Here is a 19,646-nt window from a genome sequence, read left to right on the forward strand (position 1 = left end):
CGGAATCAACGACCCACCCCGCGTGTCGGGCAGATACTTTCTCTCTTCGGCCGCGGCGACCCGTTCATGAGCAGCCGCGGTCCGGTCCTGCGCTGTCCTGACGCGGCAGACCTCGCGTGCGGACCCGCCTCACCGGGTGATCGGGAAGGTCGGTGCCGACACGTCGAACACCTGGGACCCCGCGCTCACCTCGTTGCCGCGCAACGTCGCGAGCACCTGCACCTTGAGCGCCGAGTCTGACGACGCACCCCACTCCACGAGCACGCCGCTGCGCAGCGTGAGCGTCACCGCGTCCTGGGTCTGGGCGGCGATCGAGCCGACCTCCGCCGAGAGCTCGGGCGGCAAGGACTCGAGGACAGCCAGCGCGGCGTCGAGGGTGCGCGTGTCGTCCCCTGTGAGCGGGATGGTGATGACGGGCAGCTCGGCAGGCGCCTCGGGCACCGTCGAGACCGTCACCGCGTCACGGTCGAGCAGCGCGAACCCGCCCTCGACGGGGACCGACGCGACGGGCTCACGAGCCACCACCCGGACCGACAGGCCGCTCGGCCACTGCCGAACGACGGACACGTCACGGATGTTCTGGACGCCCATCACCTCGTCGTGCACGTCGGAGGTGCTCAGCAGCGCGAGCGAGGTGCCCTCGTGCTGGGCGACCACAGCCACGACAGCCGCCATGTCGACTGTCGTGCCGCTCCCCTCGACCACGAGGTGGTCCGGGTCGAAGGCGAACAACGACGACGCGAAGAGGACCCACGACCCACCGAGGAGCAGCGCGACACCGACGGTCCACGCGGCGACCTTGCGGACGAGCCTGTGCCGTCGCATCGACTTCTGCTCGGCGAGGCGCTCGGCCATCCCGGTCGAGAGGACGGCGACCTTGGGGGCGCCGACGACCGGTGAGGGGCGGGAGACCGGTGCGGCGACCTGAGAGCCGGTCTCCGGGCGTGCCCCCCGCGAACCTGCCCGGCGGCCCGTGGGCACCAGAGTGCGTCCGGTCGACGGTCCACCCCCTGTCGACGGAGGAGGGGGCACAGGGCCCGGACGCGTCGTCGAGCCGTCCGTCGACGGACGAGGCCGGGGAGTCGACGAGACCGAACGGCCTGTGGGCTGCGGCGCGGTCTGTCGCGACGTGCCCGCGCCTGGCGCCGATGCCGGGGTCCGAGGGGTCCGGCCTGTCGCCGGTCGACCAGACGACGGTCGACCAGAGGCCGGCTGACCTGACGCCGCCCGCACAGCCCCTGTCCGGGCCTGGGGCTGGGAGCCTGTGCCGGAGGTACCGGGAGCAGCGGGGCGCCGACGCGGAGCGCGCCCTTGCGCCGGGCCGTCGTGACCCTGCCCACGTGGCTGGGACGGCGACTCGGGTCCGCCAGCCTTCGCGGGACGCTTCTCGCTCCCCTGCGCCGGGCGACCGGAGGTCGGGCGCCCGTTCGCCGGGCGGCCCTGCGCTCCCCGGTCTCCCCCGCTGCCGGCAGGTGCGCTGCGGTCGGGCTCCTCACCGGCTGCCCGGGGACGCGGACGCGGTGCCGACGGTGGTCTCACACCGCTCCCTCGGTCGGGCGCGCGCCCTGCGCGGGGCCCTCCGCCGGGAGCGAGCCCTGGTCGACCCGGGTCCGCAGCACGTCGAGCACCACGGCGCCCATCTCCGTGACGTCACCGGCACCGACCGTCAGCACGAGGTCCCCGGGCTGCGCCCGTCCGGCGAGTGTCGACGCAGCCTCGGTGCGGTCGGCGACGACAGAACCGGTCCCGGTCATCCGCTCGACGAGCAGACCGGGCCCGACGGCGGGGTCAGGGTCTTCCCTGGCGGCGTAGACGTCGCAGACGACCACGTCGTCGGCGAGGTCGAGGGCCTCGGCGAACTCCTGGGCGAAGATCCGTGTGCGGGAGAACAGGTGCGGCTGGAACAGCACGCGCAGCCGTCCGTCCCCCACGAGGGCGCGAGCAGCGCGGAGCAGCGCGGCGACCTCTGTCGGGTGGTGCGCGTAGTCGTCGACCACGTGGACGCCGCCCACCACGCCGCGGGACTCGTAGCGGCGGCCTGTGCCACGGAAGGCCCACAGCCCGGCCGCGGCCGCCGCAGGGTCGACACCCAGGCGCACCGCGACGAGCAGCGCCGCCGTGGCGTTGAGCGCGTTGTGGAGGCCCGGCGCGCGGAGGCGGACCGTGAGGGAGGCGGCCCCGGTCACGGCGGCGGCGTCGGCCGCCCTCCCGGCGAGCGTCACCTCGAAGGAGCTCGTGCCGTCGTCTTCGACCCTGTACCCGGAGACGAGGGCGTCCGAGCCTGCAGCGGTCCCGTACGTGACGACGGCTCCGCCTGCGGCGCCGTGGCGTCGCGCGAGCTCGGCAGCGCCGGCGTCGTCGGCGCAGGCCACGAGGACACCGCCGGGCACGACGTGCGCGGCGAACTCGACGAAGGCCTGCTCGAAGGCCTCGCGCGTCCCGTAGTGGTCGAGGTGGTCGGGCTCGACGTTGGTCACCACGGCGACCGTGGGCCTGTAGGCCAAGAAGGAGCCGTCGGACTCGTCGGCCTCGGCGACGAGGACGTCACCGGAACCCGAGTGCCCACCCGGGACAGCGCCGGTCTCGGTCAGCACCGAGCCTCCGATCGCGAAGGAGGGGTCGAGCCCGGCCTCCCGCAGGACGACGGCGGTCATCGCCGAGGTGGTCGTCTTGCCGTGCGCCCCTGCGACGGCGACGGCGCGGGACCCCGACATGAGGATCGCGAGGGCCTGCGACCTGTGCAGCACCCTCAGGCCTGCAGCGTGTGCTGCGACCAGCTCGGGGTTGTCAGGGCGGACCGCGCTCGAGAGCACCAGGGTCTGCGCACCTGCGACGTGCGATGCGTCGTGGCCGACCCACACCTGGATGCCTGAAGCCACGAGGGCATCCGTGACGGCGCTGCGGCGGGCGTCGGTCCCCTGCACGCGCGCGCCGCGGGCGGCGAGCAGCTGCGCGACGACCGACATTCCAGCCCCGCCGATCCCGACGAGGTGCACGGTCCCGAGGTCGGCGACGGTCAGACCTCCTGTGCTCGACGTGCTCATCGTCCAGCCTCCTCGGCAGCACGCTCGACGAGGGCGACGACGGCCGCGGCTGCGTCCGGGACGCCCACACCGGCCGCGGCTGCGGCCATCCGCGACAGTGCCGCGGGGTCGGCCACGAGCGGCAGCACCTCGGCGCGGACCCACGGCGGGGTGAGGTCTGCGTCGGCGACGAGCAGCCCTCCTCCGGCCTCGACGACGGCGGCCGCGTTGAGCCGCTGCTCCCCGTTGCCGACGGGGAGCGGGACGTAGACGGCTGGCAGACCGAGCGCCGCGAGCTCGCAGACCGTCCCGGCGCCCGAGCGGCAGACGACGAGGTCCGCGACGGCATAGGCCAGGTGCATCTCGTCGAGGTACTCCCGGACCAGGTAGCGCGGCGCCCCGTCGACGGCGAGGCCGGCGACAGCCGCCTCGACGGCCTCGGACTTGCCTCGCCCCGTCAGGTGCAGCACCTGGACACCGGCCGACGTGATCTCGGAGGCGAGGGCAGAGATGGTCTCGTTGAGGCGCTGCGCGCCGAGGGACCCGCCCGTGACCACCAGGACAGGCATGCTCGGGTCGAGGCCGAGGCGCTCCGCCGCAGAGCGGCGCGAGGCTGCGGCGTCGGCCGCCCTCTCCTCGACGAGGGCGGCGATCTCGCGGCGCAGCGGCAGCCCGGTGACGACGGCGCCCTGGAGCGCAGTCGAGGGGAAGGTCACGGCCACCGCGCGTGCCCAGCGGGCACCGAGGCGGTTCGCGAGGCCGGGGCGGGCGTTCTGCTCGTGGATCACGACAGGCACGCCACGACGCCGAGCAGCCAGGTAGGCCGGGGTCGAGACGTAGCCGCCGAAGCCGACGACCACCTGCGCGCCGCTCGAGTCGATCGCGTCGCCAGCGGCCTTGACGGCCGCGCGCAGACGTCCGGGCAGTCGGAACCACGCAGCGCTCGGGCGGCGCGGCAGCGGGACCTTCGGCACGACCGCGAGCGGGTAGCCCCGGCTCGGGACCAGCTCGGCCTCGAGGCCCTCACGGGTGCCGAGCACGGTGATGGAGACCCCGGGGCTCGTGCGCGCGACCTCGTCGGCCACGGCGAGCAACGGGTTGACATGACCGGCGGTTCCGCCGCCGGCCAGCAGGACAGACTTCAGCACGTGCTTCTCACTTGTCGTCAGAGGTGGTCGGTCGTCCGCCGCGGCGCCAGGTGGCTCCGCCCACGACGGCGATCGAGCGGCGGACGACGCTCGACCTGGCGGCGAGAGCCTCACGGGCACCGGGCTCGTCGCGCGCGAAGGAGATGACGATGCCGAGGGCCAGCATCGTGGCGATCAGGGCCGAACCACCGGCCGAGACCAGCGGCAGCGGGACCCCGATCACCGGGACGAGCCCGATGACCACGCCGATGTTGATGAGGGCCTGGCCGATGATCCAGCAGCCGATGGCTGCGGTGGTGATCTTGACCATCGGCTCGGGGTGGCGACGGATGATGCGCACCATCGCGATCCCGAGGATCGCGAAGAGCAGCAGCACCAGCAGCGTCCCGAGCAGACCGAGCTCTTCGCCGATCACCGCGAAGATGAAGTCGTTGTGCGCCTCGGGCAGGTACGACCACTTCTCGCGGCTCGCGCCGAGCCCGACCCCGGCGAAGCCGCCCGAGCCGAGGGCCTCGAGGCCACGCTGGGTCTGGTAGCCGATGCCCGAGGGGTCGGCCGTCTCCCCGCCGAAGATCGCGAAGATGCGCCCCGCGCGGTTGCTCGTGCTCGCCGCGATCGCGACCAGGCCAGCCGTGGCGACGGCGAGGACCGTGAAGATCCGCATCGGCACGCCCGCGACGAACAAGGCACCGGCCACCAGCAGGACGAAGATGAGGGCCGTCCCGAGGTCCTTGCCGACCATCACGAGACCGACGACGACACCCACGGCCGGTCCCGCCGGGATCGCCACGTGCTTCCAGTCGTGCAGCAGGTCCTGCTTGCGTGCCAGCACCACACCGAGCCACACGGCGAGGGCCACCTTGGAGAACTCCGAGGGCTGGATGGTCAGGCCCGGGCCGAGGCTGATCCAGTTGAGGTTGCCCTTGGTCCCGACCGCGAGCGGGGTGAAGATCAGCAGCTGGAGGAAGATCGCCACAGCCAGCGCCGGCCACGCGATCCGGCGGTAGCCGCCGGGGCGGATCCGTGAGGCGACGATCATCAGCGGCAGGCCCATGAGGGCGAACTGCGCCTGGTTGAGGAACACCTTGTACGGGGAGTCCCCGGCCGCGAGCGAGTCGACGGAAGAGCTCGAGAGCACCATGACCAGACCGAGGACGAGCAGCAGGGCGCTCGCGCCGACCATGAGGTAGTAGCTCGTGACGGCGCTGTCCCAGTGGGAGGCCCACGAGTCGCGCAGGGTCTGACGAGGCACCGTCGAGGCGGTCCGGCCCTTGCGCTCGATGCTCGGGCTGGTCATCGCCCGTCTCCGACCCGCCCGAGGAGGAGCCGGGTCTGCTCGGCGAAGGCGTCGCCGCGGGCGGCGTAGGACGCGAACTGGTCCATCGAGGCGCAGGCGGGGGCGAGCAGCACCGTGTCACCCGGCCGGGCCAGTCTGTGAGCGGTCTCTACCGCGCGCTGCATCACCGTCCCAGTGTCACCAGGATCGACCTCGACCACGGGGACGTCGCCCGCGTGTCGACCGAGCGCGTCGAGGAGGGCGCTCCTGTCGGCGCCGATGAGCACGACAGCGCGGAGCCTGTCGGCCCGCGTCCGGACGAGCTCGTCGAAGGTCGCCCCCTTGGCCAGACCACCGGCGACCCACACGACGGTCCCGGGCGCGAAGCCGCCGAGGGAGGCCGAGGCGGCGTGGGCGTTGGTGGCCTTGGAGTCGTCCACGAAGGCCACGGTGCCGGCGCCGCCCGCGGCGGGGACCTGCGCGACCGTCGCGATGCGGTGCGCCCCGGGACGGAAGCCGCGGAGGCCCTCCCGGACAGAGCCCGCGTCGACACCGTAGGCGCGTGCCAGCGCCGCGGCGGCGAGGGCGTCGAAGACGACGTGGGAGGGCACAGCCCCGTCGGGACCGGCCAGGTGCGCGAGGTCGTCGAGAGACCCGAGCTCAGCGGCGCTGTCGTGGCGACGCGGGTCGTCCGCGGGGACGTGGAATGCCCTGTCGCACAGCACGCCCTCGACGAGCCCGACCCCAGAGCGCCCCGGGGCGCCGACGGTCACACCGACGGCGCGGGCTCCCTCGACGACGTCGGCATCGCGCACGAGCTGCTCGGTGAGGGGGTCCTCGACGTTGTAGACGCAGGCGACCTGGGCCTGGTGGTAGACCTTGCCCTTCGCCGCGGCGTACTCCTCGAAGGTCCCGTGCCAGTCCAGGTGGTCGGGTGCGACGTTGAGCACCGCGCCGGCCAGCGGCGACATGGACGTGGTGAAGTGGAGCTGGAAGCTCGAGAGCTCGATCGCGAGGACCTCGAGCGACGGGTCGACCACGGCCACGACGAGCGGGCGTCCGACGTTGCCGACGGCTGCCGCCGCGCGGCCGTCGGCCTCGAGGATCGAGAGCAGCATCTCGACGGTGGTGGTCTTTCCGTTGGTGCCGGTGAGGGCCAACCACGGCGCGGGCTCCCCGGTCGCCGCGGACGGCACGCGCAGGCGCCAGGCCAGCTCGACCTCGCTCCACACCGGGACACCCGCCGCCGCGGCGTCGACGAAGACCTGCGAGGTCGGGCGCCACCCGGGCGACGCGACGACGACGTCGAAGGTCGCGACCTCCCCAGCACCGATGGACGCGAGGTCTGCCTCGGGGTCGCCGGCGTCGAGCGTGACCACGCGCGCGGCGCGGGTGCGCAGCACCGAGGCCACGGCCCGGCCGGTGACGCCGTGACCGGCGACGAGGACCGCGAGGTCGGTCAGCGGACCCAACCCACGACCCACTCTGCGTAGAAGATCCCGAGGCCGAGCGCCGTGAAGAGCGCAGCGACGATCCAGAACCTGATGACGATCGTCACCTCACCCCACCCCGACAGCTCGAAGTGGTGATGGAGCGGGGCCATCTTGAAGACCCGCTTCCCGGTCATCTTGAAGAACCCGATCTGGATCACGTCCGAGAGGACGACGAGCACGAAGAGGCCACCCATGATGATCGCGAGCAGCTCGGTGCGCGAGAGGATCGACAGACCGGCGAGCGCACCACCGAGGGCGAGTGAGCCGGTGTCGCCCATGAAGATCTGGGCCGGGGAGGCGTTCCACCAGAGGAAGCCGAAGCACGCACCCATGATCGCGGCCGCGACGATCGCGAGGTCGAGGGGGTCACGGACCTCGTAGCAGCGCGGTCCGACCGAGCCCGCGAACTGGCAGTTCTGGTTGAGCTGCCAGATCGAGACGATGACGTATCCGCCGAAGACGATGAGCGAGACGCCCGTCGCGAGGCCGTCGAGACCGTCGGTGAGGTTCACGGCGTTGGACCACGCGGTGATGATGAGGTTGGCCCAGAGCACGAAGAGGATGAGCCCGAGGGTCACCCCCGCGAAGGCGAGGTCGATGTTCGTGTCCCGGATGAACGACACGCTCGTGGACGCCGGGGTCCGCAGGTTCGCGTTGGGGAACTGGAGGGCCAGCACTGCGAAGGTGATGCCGACGATCCCCTGACCGACGATCTTCCACCGCGCGGACAGTCCGAGGCTGCGCTGACGGGAGATCTTGATGTAGTCGTCGAGGAAGCCGACGAGTCCCAGGCCTGTCATGAGGAAGATCACCAGGACCGACGAGACCGAGGGCAGGCGTCCGGAGACGATCGACGCGGCCGCCCAGCCGGCGAGGGTCGCACCGATGATCACGACACCGCCCATGGTGGGCGTCCCGCGCTTGGTGAAGTGGGCTGTGGGCCCGTCCTGACGGATGAACTGGCCGTAGTTGCGCTTGACCAGCAGCTTGATGAACAGCGGGGTCCCGAGCAGCGCGACGAGCAGCGAGACGGAGACCGAGGCGAGGACGGCGATCATGCTGTCACCGCCGTGAGGGAGTCTCCCAGGCGCCACAGACCAGATCCGTTGGACGACTTCACGAGGACGACGTCACCGGAGCGCAGCTCGTCGGCGAGGAAGCGCTCGGCGGCGGCGACGTCCTCGACCTCGACGACCTCCTTGCCCCACGAGCCTTCCTGGGTCGCACCGTCGGCGAGGCCCGAGGCGCCGGCTCCGACGACCACGAGCAGCTTGATGTTGAGGCGGACGACCAGGCGCCCGATCTCGTCGTGCTGGTCACGCGAGTCAGGTCCGAGCTCGAGCATCTCGCCGAGCACGGCGACCGAACGACGGTCGCGCCCGGCCACGACGGCGAGGGCCTTGAGAGCCGCGCGCATCGAGTCCGGGTTCGCGTTGTAGGAGTCGTCGATGATCGTCACGCCGTCGGCGCGGTCGGTCACGGCCATCCGGTGCGGGCTCGCCGGGTCGGAGGAGCCGACCAGCGCGGCGGCCTCGGTGAGGTCGACCCCGAGCTCGACGGCCGCGGCGAGGGTCGCGAGGGCGTTGGTGAGGTGGTGCTCGCCGACCAGGCGCAGGGAGAGACGCTCGGTCCGCTCCCCCGCGGCGACTGTGCACGAGACGCGGCCGAGCCTGTCGATGGTCACGTCGGTCGCGCGCAGGTCCGCGTCACGGACGGTGCCGAAGGTGACGACCCGCCCTGGGGCGAGGTCGCGCATGGCGACCACGCGCAGGTCGTCGGCGTTGAGTACGGCGACCCCTCCGGGGGCGAGCCCGGTGACGATCTCGGACTTCGCCCTCGCGACGCCCTCGATCCCGCCGAAGCCGCCGAGGTGCGCCGAGCCGACCGCGAGGACGATCGAGACGTCGGGCGGTGCGATGCCGGTGAGGTAGGTGAGGTCCCCGGGGGCGGAGGCGCCCATCTCGAGGACCAGGTAGCGGGTCTGCGTGTCGGCCTGGAGGACCGTCAGCGGCAGGCCGATCTCGTTGTTGAACGAGGCGCGGGGCATGACCGTCGGACCGCTCGCCGACAGGACGTGCCCGAGCAGGTCTTTGGTGGTCGTCTTGCCGACCGAGCCTGTCACGGCGACGACCTGGAGCGCCCCGTCCGCCCGCAGGCGACGCAGGTGCTCCGCAGCCAGCAGACCGAGTGCCCGTGGGACGTCGTCGACGACGACGGACGGCACGCCGTCGAGCTCACGGCTGGCGAGGACCAGCGCAGCACCGTCGGCGACTGCCCCGGCGGCGTGGTCGTGCCCGTCGGAGGTGTCTCCGGCGAGAGCGACGAAGAGCGCACCTGCAGACACCGTGCGCGAGTCGATGACGGTAGGGCCGTCGACCCGCGTCGTGGGCGGGGCGGCGAGCCTCCCTCCCGTGAGGTCCGCGACCTCTGCGGCAGTCAGATCGATCACTCGCTGTGCTCCTTCGTCGTTCGCTGCGCGCGGTCGGCGACCGCTGCGCGTGCTTCCACCCTGTCGTCGAGCGGGTGGTCCACCCCGTCGATCTCCTGCCACACCTCGTGGCCTCGCCCGGCGACCAGGACCGTGTCCTCGTCGTCAGCAGCCAGGACTGCGGCACGGATCGCGAGGGCGCGCGGGGCCGCCTCGAGGACGTCGACGTCGCGGCCCGGGAGGGCAGCGGCGGCGGCCTCGCGGGCACCGTCGAGCACCTGCGTCCGGATCCCGGCGGGCTCTTCGGCGTGCGGGTCGTCGTCGGTCACGACGACCACGTCAGCACCCTCGACCGCGATCCGTCCCATGACGGGACGCTTGGTCGTGTCCCGCTCCCCCGTGGCTCCGAACACGACCACCAGGCGGCCGGCCGTCGTGGGCCGGAGCGCCTCGAGGGCGAGCGCGAGAGCATCAGGGTTGTGGGCGAAGTCGACGACCACACGGGGGCGGTCGGCAACCTGCTCCATCCTGCCAGGGACGGCCGGGGACAACCCTCCGGCGGCCTCCAGGGCGGCTGTGACAGTGCCCACGTCGACGCCGGACTCGACCACCATGACGAGGGCGAGGGCGGCGTTGGCGATGTTGAAGGACCCGGGCAGCGTCGTGCGCACGCGCATGCTGCGTCCGTCGCTGTGGGCGACGGTGAAGGTCGTGCCCGCAGGGCCTTCCTGGACGTCCCGGACCGACCAGTCCCCTACGGGGGTCCCGCGCCGTCCGACGCTCAGGGTCACGACGGGGATGTCTGCGGTGGCAGCCAGCCGCTGGCCCCACTCGTCGTCGACCACCACGACACCACGGCGCGCGCGCTCGGCCGTGAAGAGCTCGGCCTTGGCCGCGAAGTACCTGTCGAGGTCGCCGTGGAAGTCGAGGTGGTCCTGGCTGAGGTTGGTGAAGCCGACGACGTCGAAGTGCAGACCGTCGACCCTGCGCTGGCTGATCGAGTGCGAGGAGACCTCCATCGCGAGGACGTCGACCCCGTCTTCGCGCATGGTCGCGAGCACAGCCTGCAGGCTCGCGGCGTCGGGTGTGGTCAGGCGGCTGGGGAGCACCCGAGAACCGGAGCGGGTCTCGACGGTCCCGACCAGCCCGACGGTGCGCCCGAGCGCGGTCAGCAGGTGGTCGAGCAGGTAGGTCGTGGTGGTCTTCCCGTTCGTCCCGGTCACGCCGAAGCTCGTGAGCGCCGTCGAGGGGTGGTCGTAGAAGAAGGCCGCCGCCGCTCCCGCTGCCCGCTGCGGGTCGCTGCCCGTCGGGAGGAGGACGACAGGCACGGGGCGCTGGTGCGAGGGCTCCCCGACGGCGGTCTGCTCGGCGCGGAGGAGGTCCAGACCTGCCTCGTCGGTCAGCACCGCGACCGCACCGGCGTCGAGCGCCGCCTGCGCGTACCGGGCACCGTGCGACCGCGCTCCGGGGACGGCGACGAAGAGGTCGCCGGGCTGGGCCTCGACGCTGCCGAGGACCACGCCGGTGACGGGGAGGTCGCGGTCGGCCGGGTCGACCGAGCCCGAGACGGCGACGGCGAGGTCACCGAGAGTTCGCGGCTGCACGGAGGCAGGCCGCAGCGATCCGGGGGCGGAAGTCATGGGGGCCAATCTATCGCGGGAACCTTCCGGGCACCGGGGCGGTCCGCCCCGGTGCCCGCGATTCACCAGGTGGTGGGGTAGAGCTCGGGCGTCGAGCCCGAGGGCACCACGCCGAGCTGCTGCAGCGCGAAGGACGTGACGTCGGAGAACACCGGGGCGGCGGACACCCCGCCGAACTTCGCGTACTCCGTGGCCGTGGGGTTCTCGATGAACACCCCGACGGCGAGGCGTGGGTCGTCGACGGGCGCGACGCCGACGAAGGAGGCGAGGTAGGCGTCGAGCTTTCCGTCGGCGCCGGGGATCTGGGCTGTCCCGGTCTTCCCGGCCACCCTGTAGCCGTCGATCTCTGCGTTCCCGCCGGTGCCCTCGAGGACAGCGGACTCCATCATCTTCAGCACGGTGCCGGCAGTCTCGGGCGAGACGGCCTGGACCGGGTCGGCCAGCGGGCTCGGCGTGTAGACGCCGTCGGCGCCCGTGGTCCCTGCCACCAGGTGCGGGGTGTTGCGGACACCGCCGTTGGCCATGGTCGCGAAGACGTTGGTGGCCTGCAGGGCTGTCGCTGCCATGCCCTGACCGAAGAGGACCGTGTACTGCGTCCGCCCGTCCCACGCGTCGGCGTCGGCGAGCAGCCCGCGCTCTTCACCGGCGAGCTCGATGCCGGTCTTCTCTCCGAAGCCGAATTTGGTGAGGTAGTCGTGGCGGACCTGCTTCGGGATCTGCTCGCCCACCATGACGGTGCCGGTGTTCGACGACTCCGCGAGGATGCCCGTGAGGGTCCAGGGCTCGTCACCGTGCTCGTGGGAGTCCTTGAAGGTCTGCCCGTTGGAGGTCGTGTAGTTGTACGGCACCGTGTACTGGCTTGTGGGCGTGGCGACCCCCGTCTCGAGGGCCGCTGCCATCGTGACGATCTTGGCCGTCGAGCCGGGGTCGAAGATCGTCGAGATCGCCTTGCTGCCACCGAAGCCTGTCGGCTTGTTGGGGTCCATGGCACCTGAGTCTGCGAGGGCGTAGATCTCTCCGGTCTTGACGTCCATCACGACGACGAAGCCACCGCTCGCGCCCATCTTGGCGACCTGCGCGTCGATCGCGGCCTGGGCCTTCCACTGGAGGTCCATCCGCAGGGTCGTCCGCACGTCGGTCCCGGGGACGGCAGCCTTGGAGGACTGGACCCCTGTCGGGATCGCGTGCCCACCGAGCCCACGCTCGTAGGTCCGGCTGCCCGCGACCCCGGCGAGCTGCTCGTCGAGCGCGTACTCCAGGCCAGCCATGCCTGTGCCCTCGGCACCGACAAAACCGATGAGGTTGCCACCCGTCGTACCCGCCGGGTAGGACCGGCGCGGCGCCTGCTCGGCGAACATGCCCGAGATGCCGAGCTCTTTGATGGCGTCCCAGGTCTCGGGAGCCATGTCACGCTCGAGCATCTTGTACTTGCTCGTGCCTGAGAGCTTGGCGGCGAGCTCGGCCTCAGGCTCTCCGAAGATCGGGGCGAGCAGCCGGGCAGCCTCGACGGGTCCGCCGACCCTCGCGCCGTCGACAGTGTGGGTCCAGTCAGCGATGAGGACCTGGTCGGCGAACACGTCGTAGCGCGTGACCGAGGTGGCGAGCACGTTGCCGTCGGCGTCCGTGATCTCACCACGGACGGCCGGGATGGTCGTCGTGTTCATGCGGCCCTCGAGTGCCTGCGCCGCGAGGGTCTCCCCCTGGTACGCCTGGACGTAGACGAGACGACCGGAGAAGAGCGCGAGCGTCGCGATCACGGCGATCGACAGGACCCGCACACGCGTCAGCGGGTTGCCGACACGCGCCTGGCTGAGCCTGCGCTGCGTGACGGCGTCGAGCCTGCCGCCGACCCGAGGTCGGGCAGGGCTGCGGTCGGCGCCGATCCGAGCCCGGGCACCACGGGGGGTGCGTGCGGGTGCCGCGGCACGAGCCGTGCGACCGGCGGACGCAGAGGTCCGGGCCGCCGGCGCACCGGCGCGCACCGGGCGGCTCGCTCCTGCGCTGCGCGGAGCGCTGTCGGACGACCTCACCGGGCGCGGTGTGCCCGAGTCAGCCGCCGGAGCGGCCGGGCGGGCACCGCGGACGGGTCGTGCGGCGGGACGGTCAGCGGAGGTGGCCTTGGCCGACCCGTCAGCCTGGCCTGTGTCCTTGGCACTGCGGCTGGCACCGGGAGAGGTGGGGCGTGCGGTCGGACGACCTGCTGCGGCCTGCGGACGGCCCGCGCCTGCTGGCGTGCGACCCGTGCCTGCCTGCGTCCGGCCGGTCGTGGCGTCCCGACCGGTGCGTGCAGCCCCGCGGGGTGTCGCCCCCGCAGCACGCGGAGTCTTCTCGGTGTCTCCGCCGGACCGGGGAGACCTCGGTGCCGACGAGCGTGGTGCCGACGAGCGTGGTGAGGTCGAGCGTGGTGCAGCACCAGACCTGGAGGTCGGTCGGGCCGTGCGGGAGCTCTGAGGCTCGTCGCGCCCGTCAGAGTCCTTCGACCGCGTCACTGCGCTGCTCCTGCGCCGCTCGCACCACCGAAGATCATGAGGTCGGAGAGCCGGAGCACACCCGGGTTGGGGCTCTGGACCATGCCGAGCTCGGTCGCACGGGCGGCGAGGGCCTGGGGCGATGACAGCGCGTCGATCTGCTCGCCGAGCTGGTCGGCGATCTCCGCCTCTCGGGCGATCTGGATCTGGATGTCCCGGGCTGCGTAGGCCTCGTTGTTCATGACGGTGTTCATCACGAGGGTGCCCAGCAGCGCCGCCGCGAGGAGCCCGATGCAGAGCAGGACGAAGGGTGCGCGGCTCCGCGTCTGGGCAGGTGCCTGGACGAGCCTCAGACGCTCGGAGGGCCTCGGCAGAGACGGTGCCGGGATCTCCCGCACCGGCAGGGCGCGTGCCGCCCCAGACTGTGCAGTGCTCATGGTCAGCGCTCCGTCCTGGTCTTCATGTGAGGGGGTGTCGGCCGGAGCCGTTCTGCGGCGCGCAGGCGCACCGAGGCGGAGCGCGGGTTGCGCTCGAGCTCGGCTTCGTCGGCCTCCTCGGCGCCACGGGTGAGCAGCGAGAGATAGGGCTTGTGGGACTCAGGCTCGACCGGGAGGTCGTGCGGCGCGCTCGAGACAGCACCACGACCGAGCTCCCGCTTGGTCAGCCGGTCTTCGAGCGAGTGGTAGGACTCGACGACGATCCGTCCGCCGACGGCGAGAGCCTCGACCGCAGCCGGCAGAGCGCGCTCGAGGACCTCGAGCTCGCCGTTCACCTCGATGCGCAGCGCCTGGAACGTGCGCTTGGCCGGGTTGCCCTGGCCCTTGCGCGTCGCCGCCGGGATGCACGCGCGGACGAGGTCGACCAGGTCCGCCGAGCGCTCCCACGGCTTCGCGTCACGCTTGGCGACGATCGACCGGGCGATCTTCGAGGCGAACCGCTCTTCGCCGTACTCCCGCAAGATCCGGGTGAGGTCGCGCTCGCTGTAGGTGTTGAGCACGTCGGCTGCCGTGAGCGAGGCCGTCGAGTCCATCCGCATGTCGAGCGGGGCGTCCTGGGCGTAGGAGAAGCCGCGCTCCCGCTCGTCGATCTGCAGGGAGGAGACACCCAGGTCCATGAGGATCCCCTGCACTCCGGTGAGCCCCTGCTCGGCGATCACCTCGCCGATCTCGTCGTACACCGCGTGGACCCCGGTGAACCTGTCACCGAAGCGAGCGAGCCGCGCACCGGCGAGCTCGAGTGCCTGCGGGTCGCGGTCGATGCCGATGACCCGGACCTCGGGGAGCCTCTCGAGGATCGCCTCGGTGTGACCACCCATCCCGAGCGTGCAGTCGACATAGACGGCCCCAGGAGCCGACAGTGCCGGAGCGAGGAGCTCCACGCACCTGTCGAGCAGGACCGGGAGATGACGGTCCGAGGTCTCACGCGCCTCAGCTCCCCCGGCAGCGGGGTCGGAGGAGGAGGTCTCGATGTCGGTGGTCTCTGAGAGAGTCGTCTCGTCGCGGTCGACGGGGTCGCCCGGAGCGGGGGCGTCGGTGTCGTGATCGCTCACCCTGCGACCTCCTGTCCTGAGTCGTGCTCGACCTGTCCGGCGCGCCCGGCGTCCGCCGGTCGTGATGTGCTGCTGTGCCCACCTGCTGGATCAGGTCTCCCTCCGCGACCGTCTGACACCGGGGAAGTGCGTCAGACCGGGCGGGAGGAGGCCTCATCCAGCGGTGGTGCGTCTAGAACCTCAGGCCTGGCACGACCTCTTCGGCCGTGTCGGAGTACCCGGCGACCTGCTCTGCCAGATACGTGTCCCACGCGGCTGCGTCCCAGATCTCGACGCGAGTACCTGCGCCGATCACCGCGACCTCCCGGTCGAGCCCTGCATACTCGCGCAGCGCCGCCGGGATCGAGATCCTGCCCTGCTTGTCCGGTATCTCGTCGCTGGCTCCGGAGAGGAAGACACGCAGGTAGTCGCGCGCCTGCTTGCTCGTCACCGGGGCCTGTCGGATCTGCTCGTACATGCGACGGAACTCGTCCATCGGCAAGAGGAACAGGCATCGCTCCTGTCCACGCGTCATGACCAGCCCTGGGGCGAGCTGACCGCGGAACTTCGCGGGGAGGAGCAACCGTCCCTTGTCGTCCAGACGAGGGGTGTACGTCCCGAGGAGCAGTGTGGACGACGCGCCGAACAGTTCAGTCACTGCGACGCCTCCCCCGGCTGCTCCAAGTGGCTCCACCGTACTCCACTTCCCTCCACCACGCGGCGGCAATCACAGAAACTTCACCCTTGACGCGGCATCAGCACAGGTCACAGCGGTGGAGGGATGTGGAGGGCGCGGCGCGCACTGGTGCTCTCGTCGCACGTCCAGCCGGGTTCCCGCGGCGTGAGCACCGGGGAAAGTCGGGCAGAGCACGCAAATCGACCCGGGATCGAGGGGTCCGAGGATGTCAGCGGCGGCGCCGAGGGCCTGTGGGCGTCAGGGTGGAGTGAAGTGGGGGGCCGCTAGGAGCGAGGTGGAGGAGCAACGAGAAGCCTGGGCTCGAGGCCGGATCGGCCCCGACGATCCACTCGACGTGCGACTCTCGCTCTCCGGGATCCGGAGGACCGCGCGAGAGGTCAGGCACCAAACACCGGCACCGGCGATGATCGCCGACGCCTATCGCTCGAGGTCGCGTTGTGCTGTGGAAGCACGACAGCGCGGGCTGGGCGTCTGGACGCCCAGCCCGCGCTGGAGAAGATCTCTAGGTACTGACTGTGGAGAGCTAGATCGTCGGAGCGAAGAGGTCTGCCGACCTACGATCTAGGCCGCGGTGCCCTCGAGCGTCACTGCTCGTCGCGACGCTTGTCCCATCGCTCTTCCATGCGCTGCATGAAGGGTGCCTTCCCGGCCTTGCCCCCACGCTTGGTCTTCTGCTGCTTCGCGGCCGGTCTCACGGTCCCGTCAGGGGAGACCACGCCGACCGGCCCGTTGGACTTCGACGGCTGGGCGAAGGCGTACGCGACGGCGGCGAACATCACCGCGAAGCCGACCACTCCCACGACGGGCACAGACTGTGCCACACCGATCACCAGCGCGAGGAGACCGAGGATCAGCCCTACCCCCGCGATCACATAGCGGACCGAAGACCGCTGGGACGTCGTCTTCATACTTGTCGCAAGGCGCGGATCATCAGACGTGAGCTCTCGCTCCATCTGCTCCAGAACACGCTGCTCGTATTCGGACAGAGGCATCGCAACCCCCGCACTGTTCGATCGGACCTTGTCAGAGTTCAGGATAGTTCGACATCCGGCACAACGGTAGTCGAGCGCTGTGAGGAAGTCGTGGCGACCGCCGCCTGCCGGATGGCCGATCGCCCGAAGCGCAGACGCACCTGGTCGATCGCGGCGTCGGCCAGTCGCTGCTGCTCGGTGTCACCCGCCACGGCATCTTCGAGGGTGAGCTGCAGAGCAGCGCTCCCCCGCGCCTCGAGACCTTCGCCCCGGACCCCCACGAGCCGGACCGGCAGGCCCTTGAGGTCGACCGAGGAGACGAGCTCGCGGGCGACCGCGTAGATCTCACGGACGCTGTCCGTCGGCGAGACGAGAGACCTCGAACGGCTCAGGGTGCGGAAGTCGCTCGAGCGCACCTTCACGCTGATGGTCCGCGCGAGGTACCCCTGGGCCCGCAGCCTGTCTGCACACCGGTCAGAGAGCTCGAGGAGCTTGGACTCGACGACGCTGAGGTCGGTCACGTCGTGCCCGAAGGTCGTCTCGGCCCCGATGCTCCGCTCGCGACGCGTCGGCTCGACAGGCCTCGGGTCACGTCCCCACGACAGGTCGAACAGGTGGGCGGCAGCAGCAGTGCCGACGGCCTGTCGCAGCACGAGCGGATCCGTCCTGGCGAGCTGCTCGACCGTCGTGATGCCCCACGCGGCGAGGTTCTTCTCGGTCTTCTCCCCCACGCCCCACAGCGCACCCACGGGCAGGGAGTGCAAGAACCGCACCGTCGACTCGCGCGGGACGAGCATCATGCCGTCAGGCTTGGCGTGGGTCGACGCCAGCTTCGCGACGAACTTGGTCGAAGCCACGCCGACGGAGCAGGTCAGACCCAGCTCGCGATAGACCCTCGCCCGGATCTTCCGGGCGATCTCGGTCGACGAGCCCAGCCGACGTCGGGCACCCTCCACGTCGAGGAAGGCCTCGTCGATGCTGACGGGCTCGACGAGGGTCGTGACCTCGCCGAGGATCTCCATGACAGCCGTCGAGGCATCGTGGTACGCCGTCCTGTCAGGCTGGATGAAGACAGCCTGCGGGCAGAGGCGGCGCGCTGTGGCCGCTGGCATGGCCGAGTGCACGCCGAAGGCTCGCGCCTCGTAGGTCGCGGCCAGGACCACGGACCGGTCCGAGCCGCCGACGATCACCGGGCGCCCCTTGAGCTCAGGCCGGCGAGCCACCTCGACCGAGGCGAAGAACGCATCCATGTCGACGTGGAGGATCGAGCAGTCCGAGTCCTTCTCGCCGAGGTCACGCGGGACTGTCGTCGACCGCGGACCCTTGCTCATGCGCTCACCGGACCGTCGACGAGCATGCCGCTGCGCGCGACCGGCACCTCGGCGTCGTCGACCCAGGCGCCGACCTCGTCGCGGAAGTCCTCCGCAGCAGCGACCCAGCGAGCAGCGCCCTCCTCGTCGACGGCGTCGAAACGGCCGGCGTCGATGGAGGAGCGCAGGTGCGCCCCGGAGGCGAAGAACGACGCCCACGGGACGAAGTCGTCGGAGGCCGCCGAGAGACGCTCCCACGCGCTGCGCGTGCGTCCGCGCGGGGGCCGGGTGCCGAGGACCGCGAGGACGGCACCCGAGACCCTCAGCGCTGCCATGTGCGCGTGGGTGAACCTCTCGGCGGGGTCGGTGGCCAGCTGTGCGGCCACGAGCTCGGCGTCAGCACGGTCCAAGAGGTCGCTGGCGGCCTGACGACGCAGAGCCGAGGTCAGAGCCGCAGCCTCAGCGGGGACAGGTGCTGCCGAGACGGCGTGCGGAGCCCGGGTGGGACGACCGTGGCGTGCTGATCGCGACGCGCCCGCTGAAGCCGTCCCCAGAGCGCGTGCTCCTGATGTCGCTGCGGTCATCCGTGTCGCTGCCATGTCGAACCTCCTTGCTCTAGTATCGAACACCTGTTCGAATGAAGTCAAGAGGTGGTCGCCTCTCGGTGCCCCGCCGGTCCCCTCCCGCCCGCCTAGGCTTGCGGGATGGCACGCCGAACCTCACGCCGCTCATCCTCCTCCGGACCACTGACACAGACAGGGCAGCCCGACCTGCCCGCAGGGCCCGTCGAGACGTCCTCGGGAACCGTCGAGCTCGTCCTCGACCGCGACGACCACAGGTCCATCACGGTCATGCTCAACGGCGTCCCGAGCTCCTTCATCGATCTCGACGACCCGACCAACGTGGGATTCGAATACATGGAGATCATGTCGGCGGTCCTCGACGACACGACCGAGGGTCCGCTCGACGTGGTCCACCTCGGGGCCGCAGGCTGCGCGATGGCCCGGTCGGTCGACGCCCGCCGGCCCGGTTCACGCCAGATCGGCATCGACATCGACGCCCGGCTGCTCGAGCTCGCTCGTTCGTGGTTCGACCTCCCCCGCTCACCCCGTCTGCGCCTGCGCGCCGGGGACGCCCGGGAGCAGCTGGCCACGCTCGCGACCTCGAGCGTCGACGTCGTCGTCCGAGACGTGTTCGCCGGCGACAGCACACCGGATCACCTGCTGACCGTCGAGTTCGTCGTCGACGTGCTGCGCGTCCTGCGTCCAGGAGGCCTGTATCTCGTGAACTGCGCCGACAAGCCTCCGCTCTCCACAGCCCGGGCCGAGGTCGCCACGATCCGTGCGGCGCTGGACATCGTCGCGACCGACGGCGTCCCCCGCACCGAGGACGACCTCGCCCTGATCACCGAGCCAGCGGTGCTCAAGGCGCGCCGCTACGGCAACATCGTGCTCGCCGCGACGGCGTCGGGCGGCGCTCGAGACGGGGACGGCCTCGCCAGCGCGGGCCTTGCGCGTGCGCTCCGCAGCCTCGCGGTCCCGGCACACATCCTCTGCGGCGCGGACGAGATGTCACGCTTCGCAGGGACCGCCGTCCCCCTCGTCGACCCCGCAGAGTCCGCCTGACGCAGCACGGCCCGGTCGCCGGCACCTCGTGAGGTGCCG

General features: G+C 71.5%; 16 protein-coding genes. 1 reads left to right on the forward strand and 15 read right to left on the reverse strand.

Annotated elements, in window-relative coordinates:
• Window positions 1-129: 129 nt before the first annotated feature.
• The 15 genes from SANBI_RS11150 to SANBI_RS11220 all read right to left on the reverse strand — a co-directional run bounded on the left by SANBI_RS11150 (window position 130) and on the right by SANBI_RS11220 (window position 18,581).
• Complete coding sequence (locus SANBI_RS11150) at window positions 130-981, reverse strand: cell division protein FtsQ/DivIB (protein ID WP_319155008.1); 852 nt, start codon at window positions 979-981, stop codon at window positions 130-132.
• A 554-nt stretch (window positions 982-1,535) separates the two neighbouring features.
• A complete protein-coding gene (gene murC / locus SANBI_RS11155) occupies window positions 1,536-3,044 on the reverse strand; it encodes a UDP-N-acetylmuramate--L-alanine ligase (protein ID WP_319155010.1) in 1,509 nt (502 codons plus the stop codon).
• A complete protein-coding gene (murG, locus tag SANBI_RS11160; protein WP_319155012.1) occupies window positions 3,041-4,171 on the reverse strand; it encodes an undecaprenyldiphospho-muramoylpentapeptide beta-N-acetylglucosaminyltransferase in 1,131 nt (376 codons plus the stop codon). The genes murC and murG overlap by 4 nt, the downstream gene beginning before the upstream one ends.
• Window positions 4,172-4,178: 7 nt before the next feature.
• Window positions 4,179-5,468: a putative lipid II flippase FtsW gene (gene ftsW / locus SANBI_RS11165; RefSeq protein WP_319155014.1), complete on the reverse strand. Its 1,290-nt coding sequence runs from the start codon at window positions 5,466-5,468 to the stop codon at window positions 4,179-4,181.
• On the reverse strand, window positions 5,465-6,919 hold the full coding sequence (gene murD, locus SANBI_RS11170) for a UDP-N-acetylmuramoyl-L-alanine--D-glutamate ligase (RefSeq protein WP_319155016.1): 1,455 nt from the start codon (window positions 6,917-6,919) through the stop codon (window positions 5,465-5,467). The genes ftsW and murD overlap by 4 nt, the downstream gene beginning before the upstream one ends.
• Window positions 6,907-7,998: a phospho-N-acetylmuramoyl-pentapeptide-transferase gene (gene mraY / locus SANBI_RS11175; protein WP_319155018.1), complete on the reverse strand. Its 1,092-nt coding sequence runs from the start codon at window positions 7,996-7,998 to the stop codon at window positions 6,907-6,909. The genes murD and mraY overlap by 13 nt, the downstream gene beginning before the upstream one ends.
• Window positions 7,995-9,389: a UDP-N-acetylmuramoyl-tripeptide--D-alanyl-D-alanine ligase gene (locus SANBI_RS11180; protein ID WP_319155021.1), complete on the reverse strand. Its 1,395-nt coding sequence runs from the start codon at window positions 9,387-9,389 to the stop codon at window positions 7,995-7,997. The genes mraY and SANBI_RS11180 overlap by 4 nt, the downstream gene beginning before the upstream one ends.
• Window positions 9,386-11,008 carry a UDP-N-acetylmuramoyl-L-alanyl-D-glutamate--2,6-diaminopimelate ligase gene (locus SANBI_RS11185; RefSeq protein WP_319155023.1) on the reverse strand — a complete coding sequence of 541 codons (1,623 nt, stop codon included), beginning with the start codon at window positions 11,006-11,008 and terminating at the stop codon, window positions 9,386-9,388. The genes SANBI_RS11180 and SANBI_RS11185 overlap by 4 nt, the downstream gene beginning before the upstream one ends.
• A 62-nt stretch (window positions 11,009-11,070) precedes the next feature.
• Entirely contained in the window at window positions 11,071-12,990 is a 1,920-nt protein-coding gene (locus SANBI_RS11190; protein ID WP_319155025.1) for a peptidoglycan D,D-transpeptidase FtsI family protein, read from the reverse strand.
• 503 nt (window positions 12,991-13,493) lie between these two features.
• Complete coding sequence (locus SANBI_RS11195) at window positions 13,494-13,913, reverse strand: cell division protein FtsL (RefSeq protein ID WP_319155027.1); 420 nt, start codon at window positions 13,911-13,913, stop codon at window positions 13,494-13,496.
• A 2-nt stretch (window positions 13,914-13,915) separates the two neighbouring features.
• Complete coding sequence (gene rsmH, locus SANBI_RS11200; RefSeq protein WP_319161275.1) at window positions 13,916-14,944, reverse strand: 16S rRNA (cytosine(1402)-N(4))-methyltransferase RsmH; 1,029 nt, start codon at window positions 14,942-14,944, stop codon at window positions 13,916-13,918.
• A gap of 253 nt (window positions 14,945-15,197) precedes the next feature.
• Window positions 15,198-15,632 carry a division/cell wall cluster transcriptional repressor MraZ gene (gene mraZ, locus SANBI_RS11205; protein ID WP_319161276.1) on the reverse strand — a complete coding sequence of 145 codons (435 nt, stop codon included), beginning with the start codon at window positions 15,630-15,632 and terminating at the stop codon, window positions 15,198-15,200.
• A 653-nt stretch (window positions 15,633-16,285) separates the two neighbouring features.
• The gene (locus SANBI_RS11210) at window positions 16,286-16,693 is read right to left on the reverse strand and encodes a DUF3040 domain-containing protein (RefSeq protein ID WP_056130186.1); all 408 of its coding nucleotides are present in this window, start codon (window positions 16,691-16,693) and stop codon (window positions 16,286-16,288) included.
• Between the two features lie 38 nt (window positions 16,694-16,731).
• Window positions 16,732-18,003: a DNA polymerase IV gene (gene dinB, locus SANBI_RS11215; RefSeq protein ID WP_319155030.1), complete on the reverse strand. Its 1,272-nt coding sequence runs from the start codon at window positions 18,001-18,003 to the stop codon at window positions 16,732-16,734.
• Window positions 18,000-18,581, reverse strand: a complete 582-nt coding sequence (locus SANBI_RS11220) for an SAV_6107 family HEPN domain-containing protein (protein WP_319155032.1) — start codon at window positions 18,579-18,581, stop codon at window positions 18,000-18,002. Before SANBI_RS11220 ends, dinB begins: the two co-directional genes overlap by 4 nt.
• 105 nt (window positions 18,582-18,686) lie before the next feature.
• Between SANBI_RS11220 and SANBI_RS11225 the strand changes: the two genes are divergently transcribed.
• Window positions 18,687-19,607: a spermidine synthase gene (locus SANBI_RS11225; RefSeq protein ID WP_319155034.1), complete on the forward strand. Its 921-nt coding sequence runs from the start codon at window positions 18,687-18,689 to the stop codon at window positions 19,605-19,607.
• Window positions 19,608-19,646: the final 39 nt, after the last annotated feature.

This window comes from Sanguibacter biliveldensis, assembly GCF_033798665.1.
Taxonomy (GTDB): domain Bacteria; phylum Actinomycetota; class Actinomycetes; order Actinomycetales; family Cellulomonadaceae; genus Sanguibacter; species Sanguibacter inulinus.

Bases quoted from the DNA above. Each gene is read 5' to 3' on its own strand.
- murC (WP_319155010.1), bottom strand. From the start codon at position 3,044: ATGAGCACGTCGAGCACAGGAGGTCTGACCGTCGCCGACCTCGGGACC.
- ftsW (WP_319155014.1), bottom strand. From the start codon at position 5,468: ATGACCAGCCCGAGCATCGAGCGCAAGGGCCGGACCGCCTCGACGGTG.
- mraY (WP_319155018.1), bottom strand. From the start codon at position 7,998: ATGATCGCCGTCCTCGCCTCGGTCTCCGTCTCGCTGCTCGTCGCGCTG.
- SANBI_RS11185 (WP_319155023.1), bottom strand. From the start codon at position 11,008: ATGACTTCCGCCCCCGGATCGCTGCGGCCTGCCTCCGTGCAGCCGCGA.
- SANBI_RS11195 (WP_319155027.1), bottom strand. From the start codon at position 13,913: ATGAGCACTGCACAGTCTGGGGCGGCACGCGCCCTGCCGGTGCGGGAG.
- SANBI_RS11210 (WP_056130186.1), bottom strand. From the start codon at position 16,693: ATGCCTCTGTCCGAATACGAGCAGCGTGTTCTGGAGCAGATGGAGCGA.
- dinB (WP_319155030.1), bottom strand. From the start codon at position 18,003: ATGAGCAAGGGTCCGCGGTCGACGACAGTCCCGCGTGACCTCGGCGAG.
- SANBI_RS11220 (WP_319155032.1), bottom strand. From the start codon at position 18,581: ATGGCAGCGACACGGATGACCGCAGCGACATCAGGAGCACGCGCTCTG.
- SANBI_RS11225 (WP_319155034.1), top strand. From the start codon at position 18,687: ATGGCACGCCGAACCTCACGCCGCTCATCCTCCTCCGGACCACTGACA.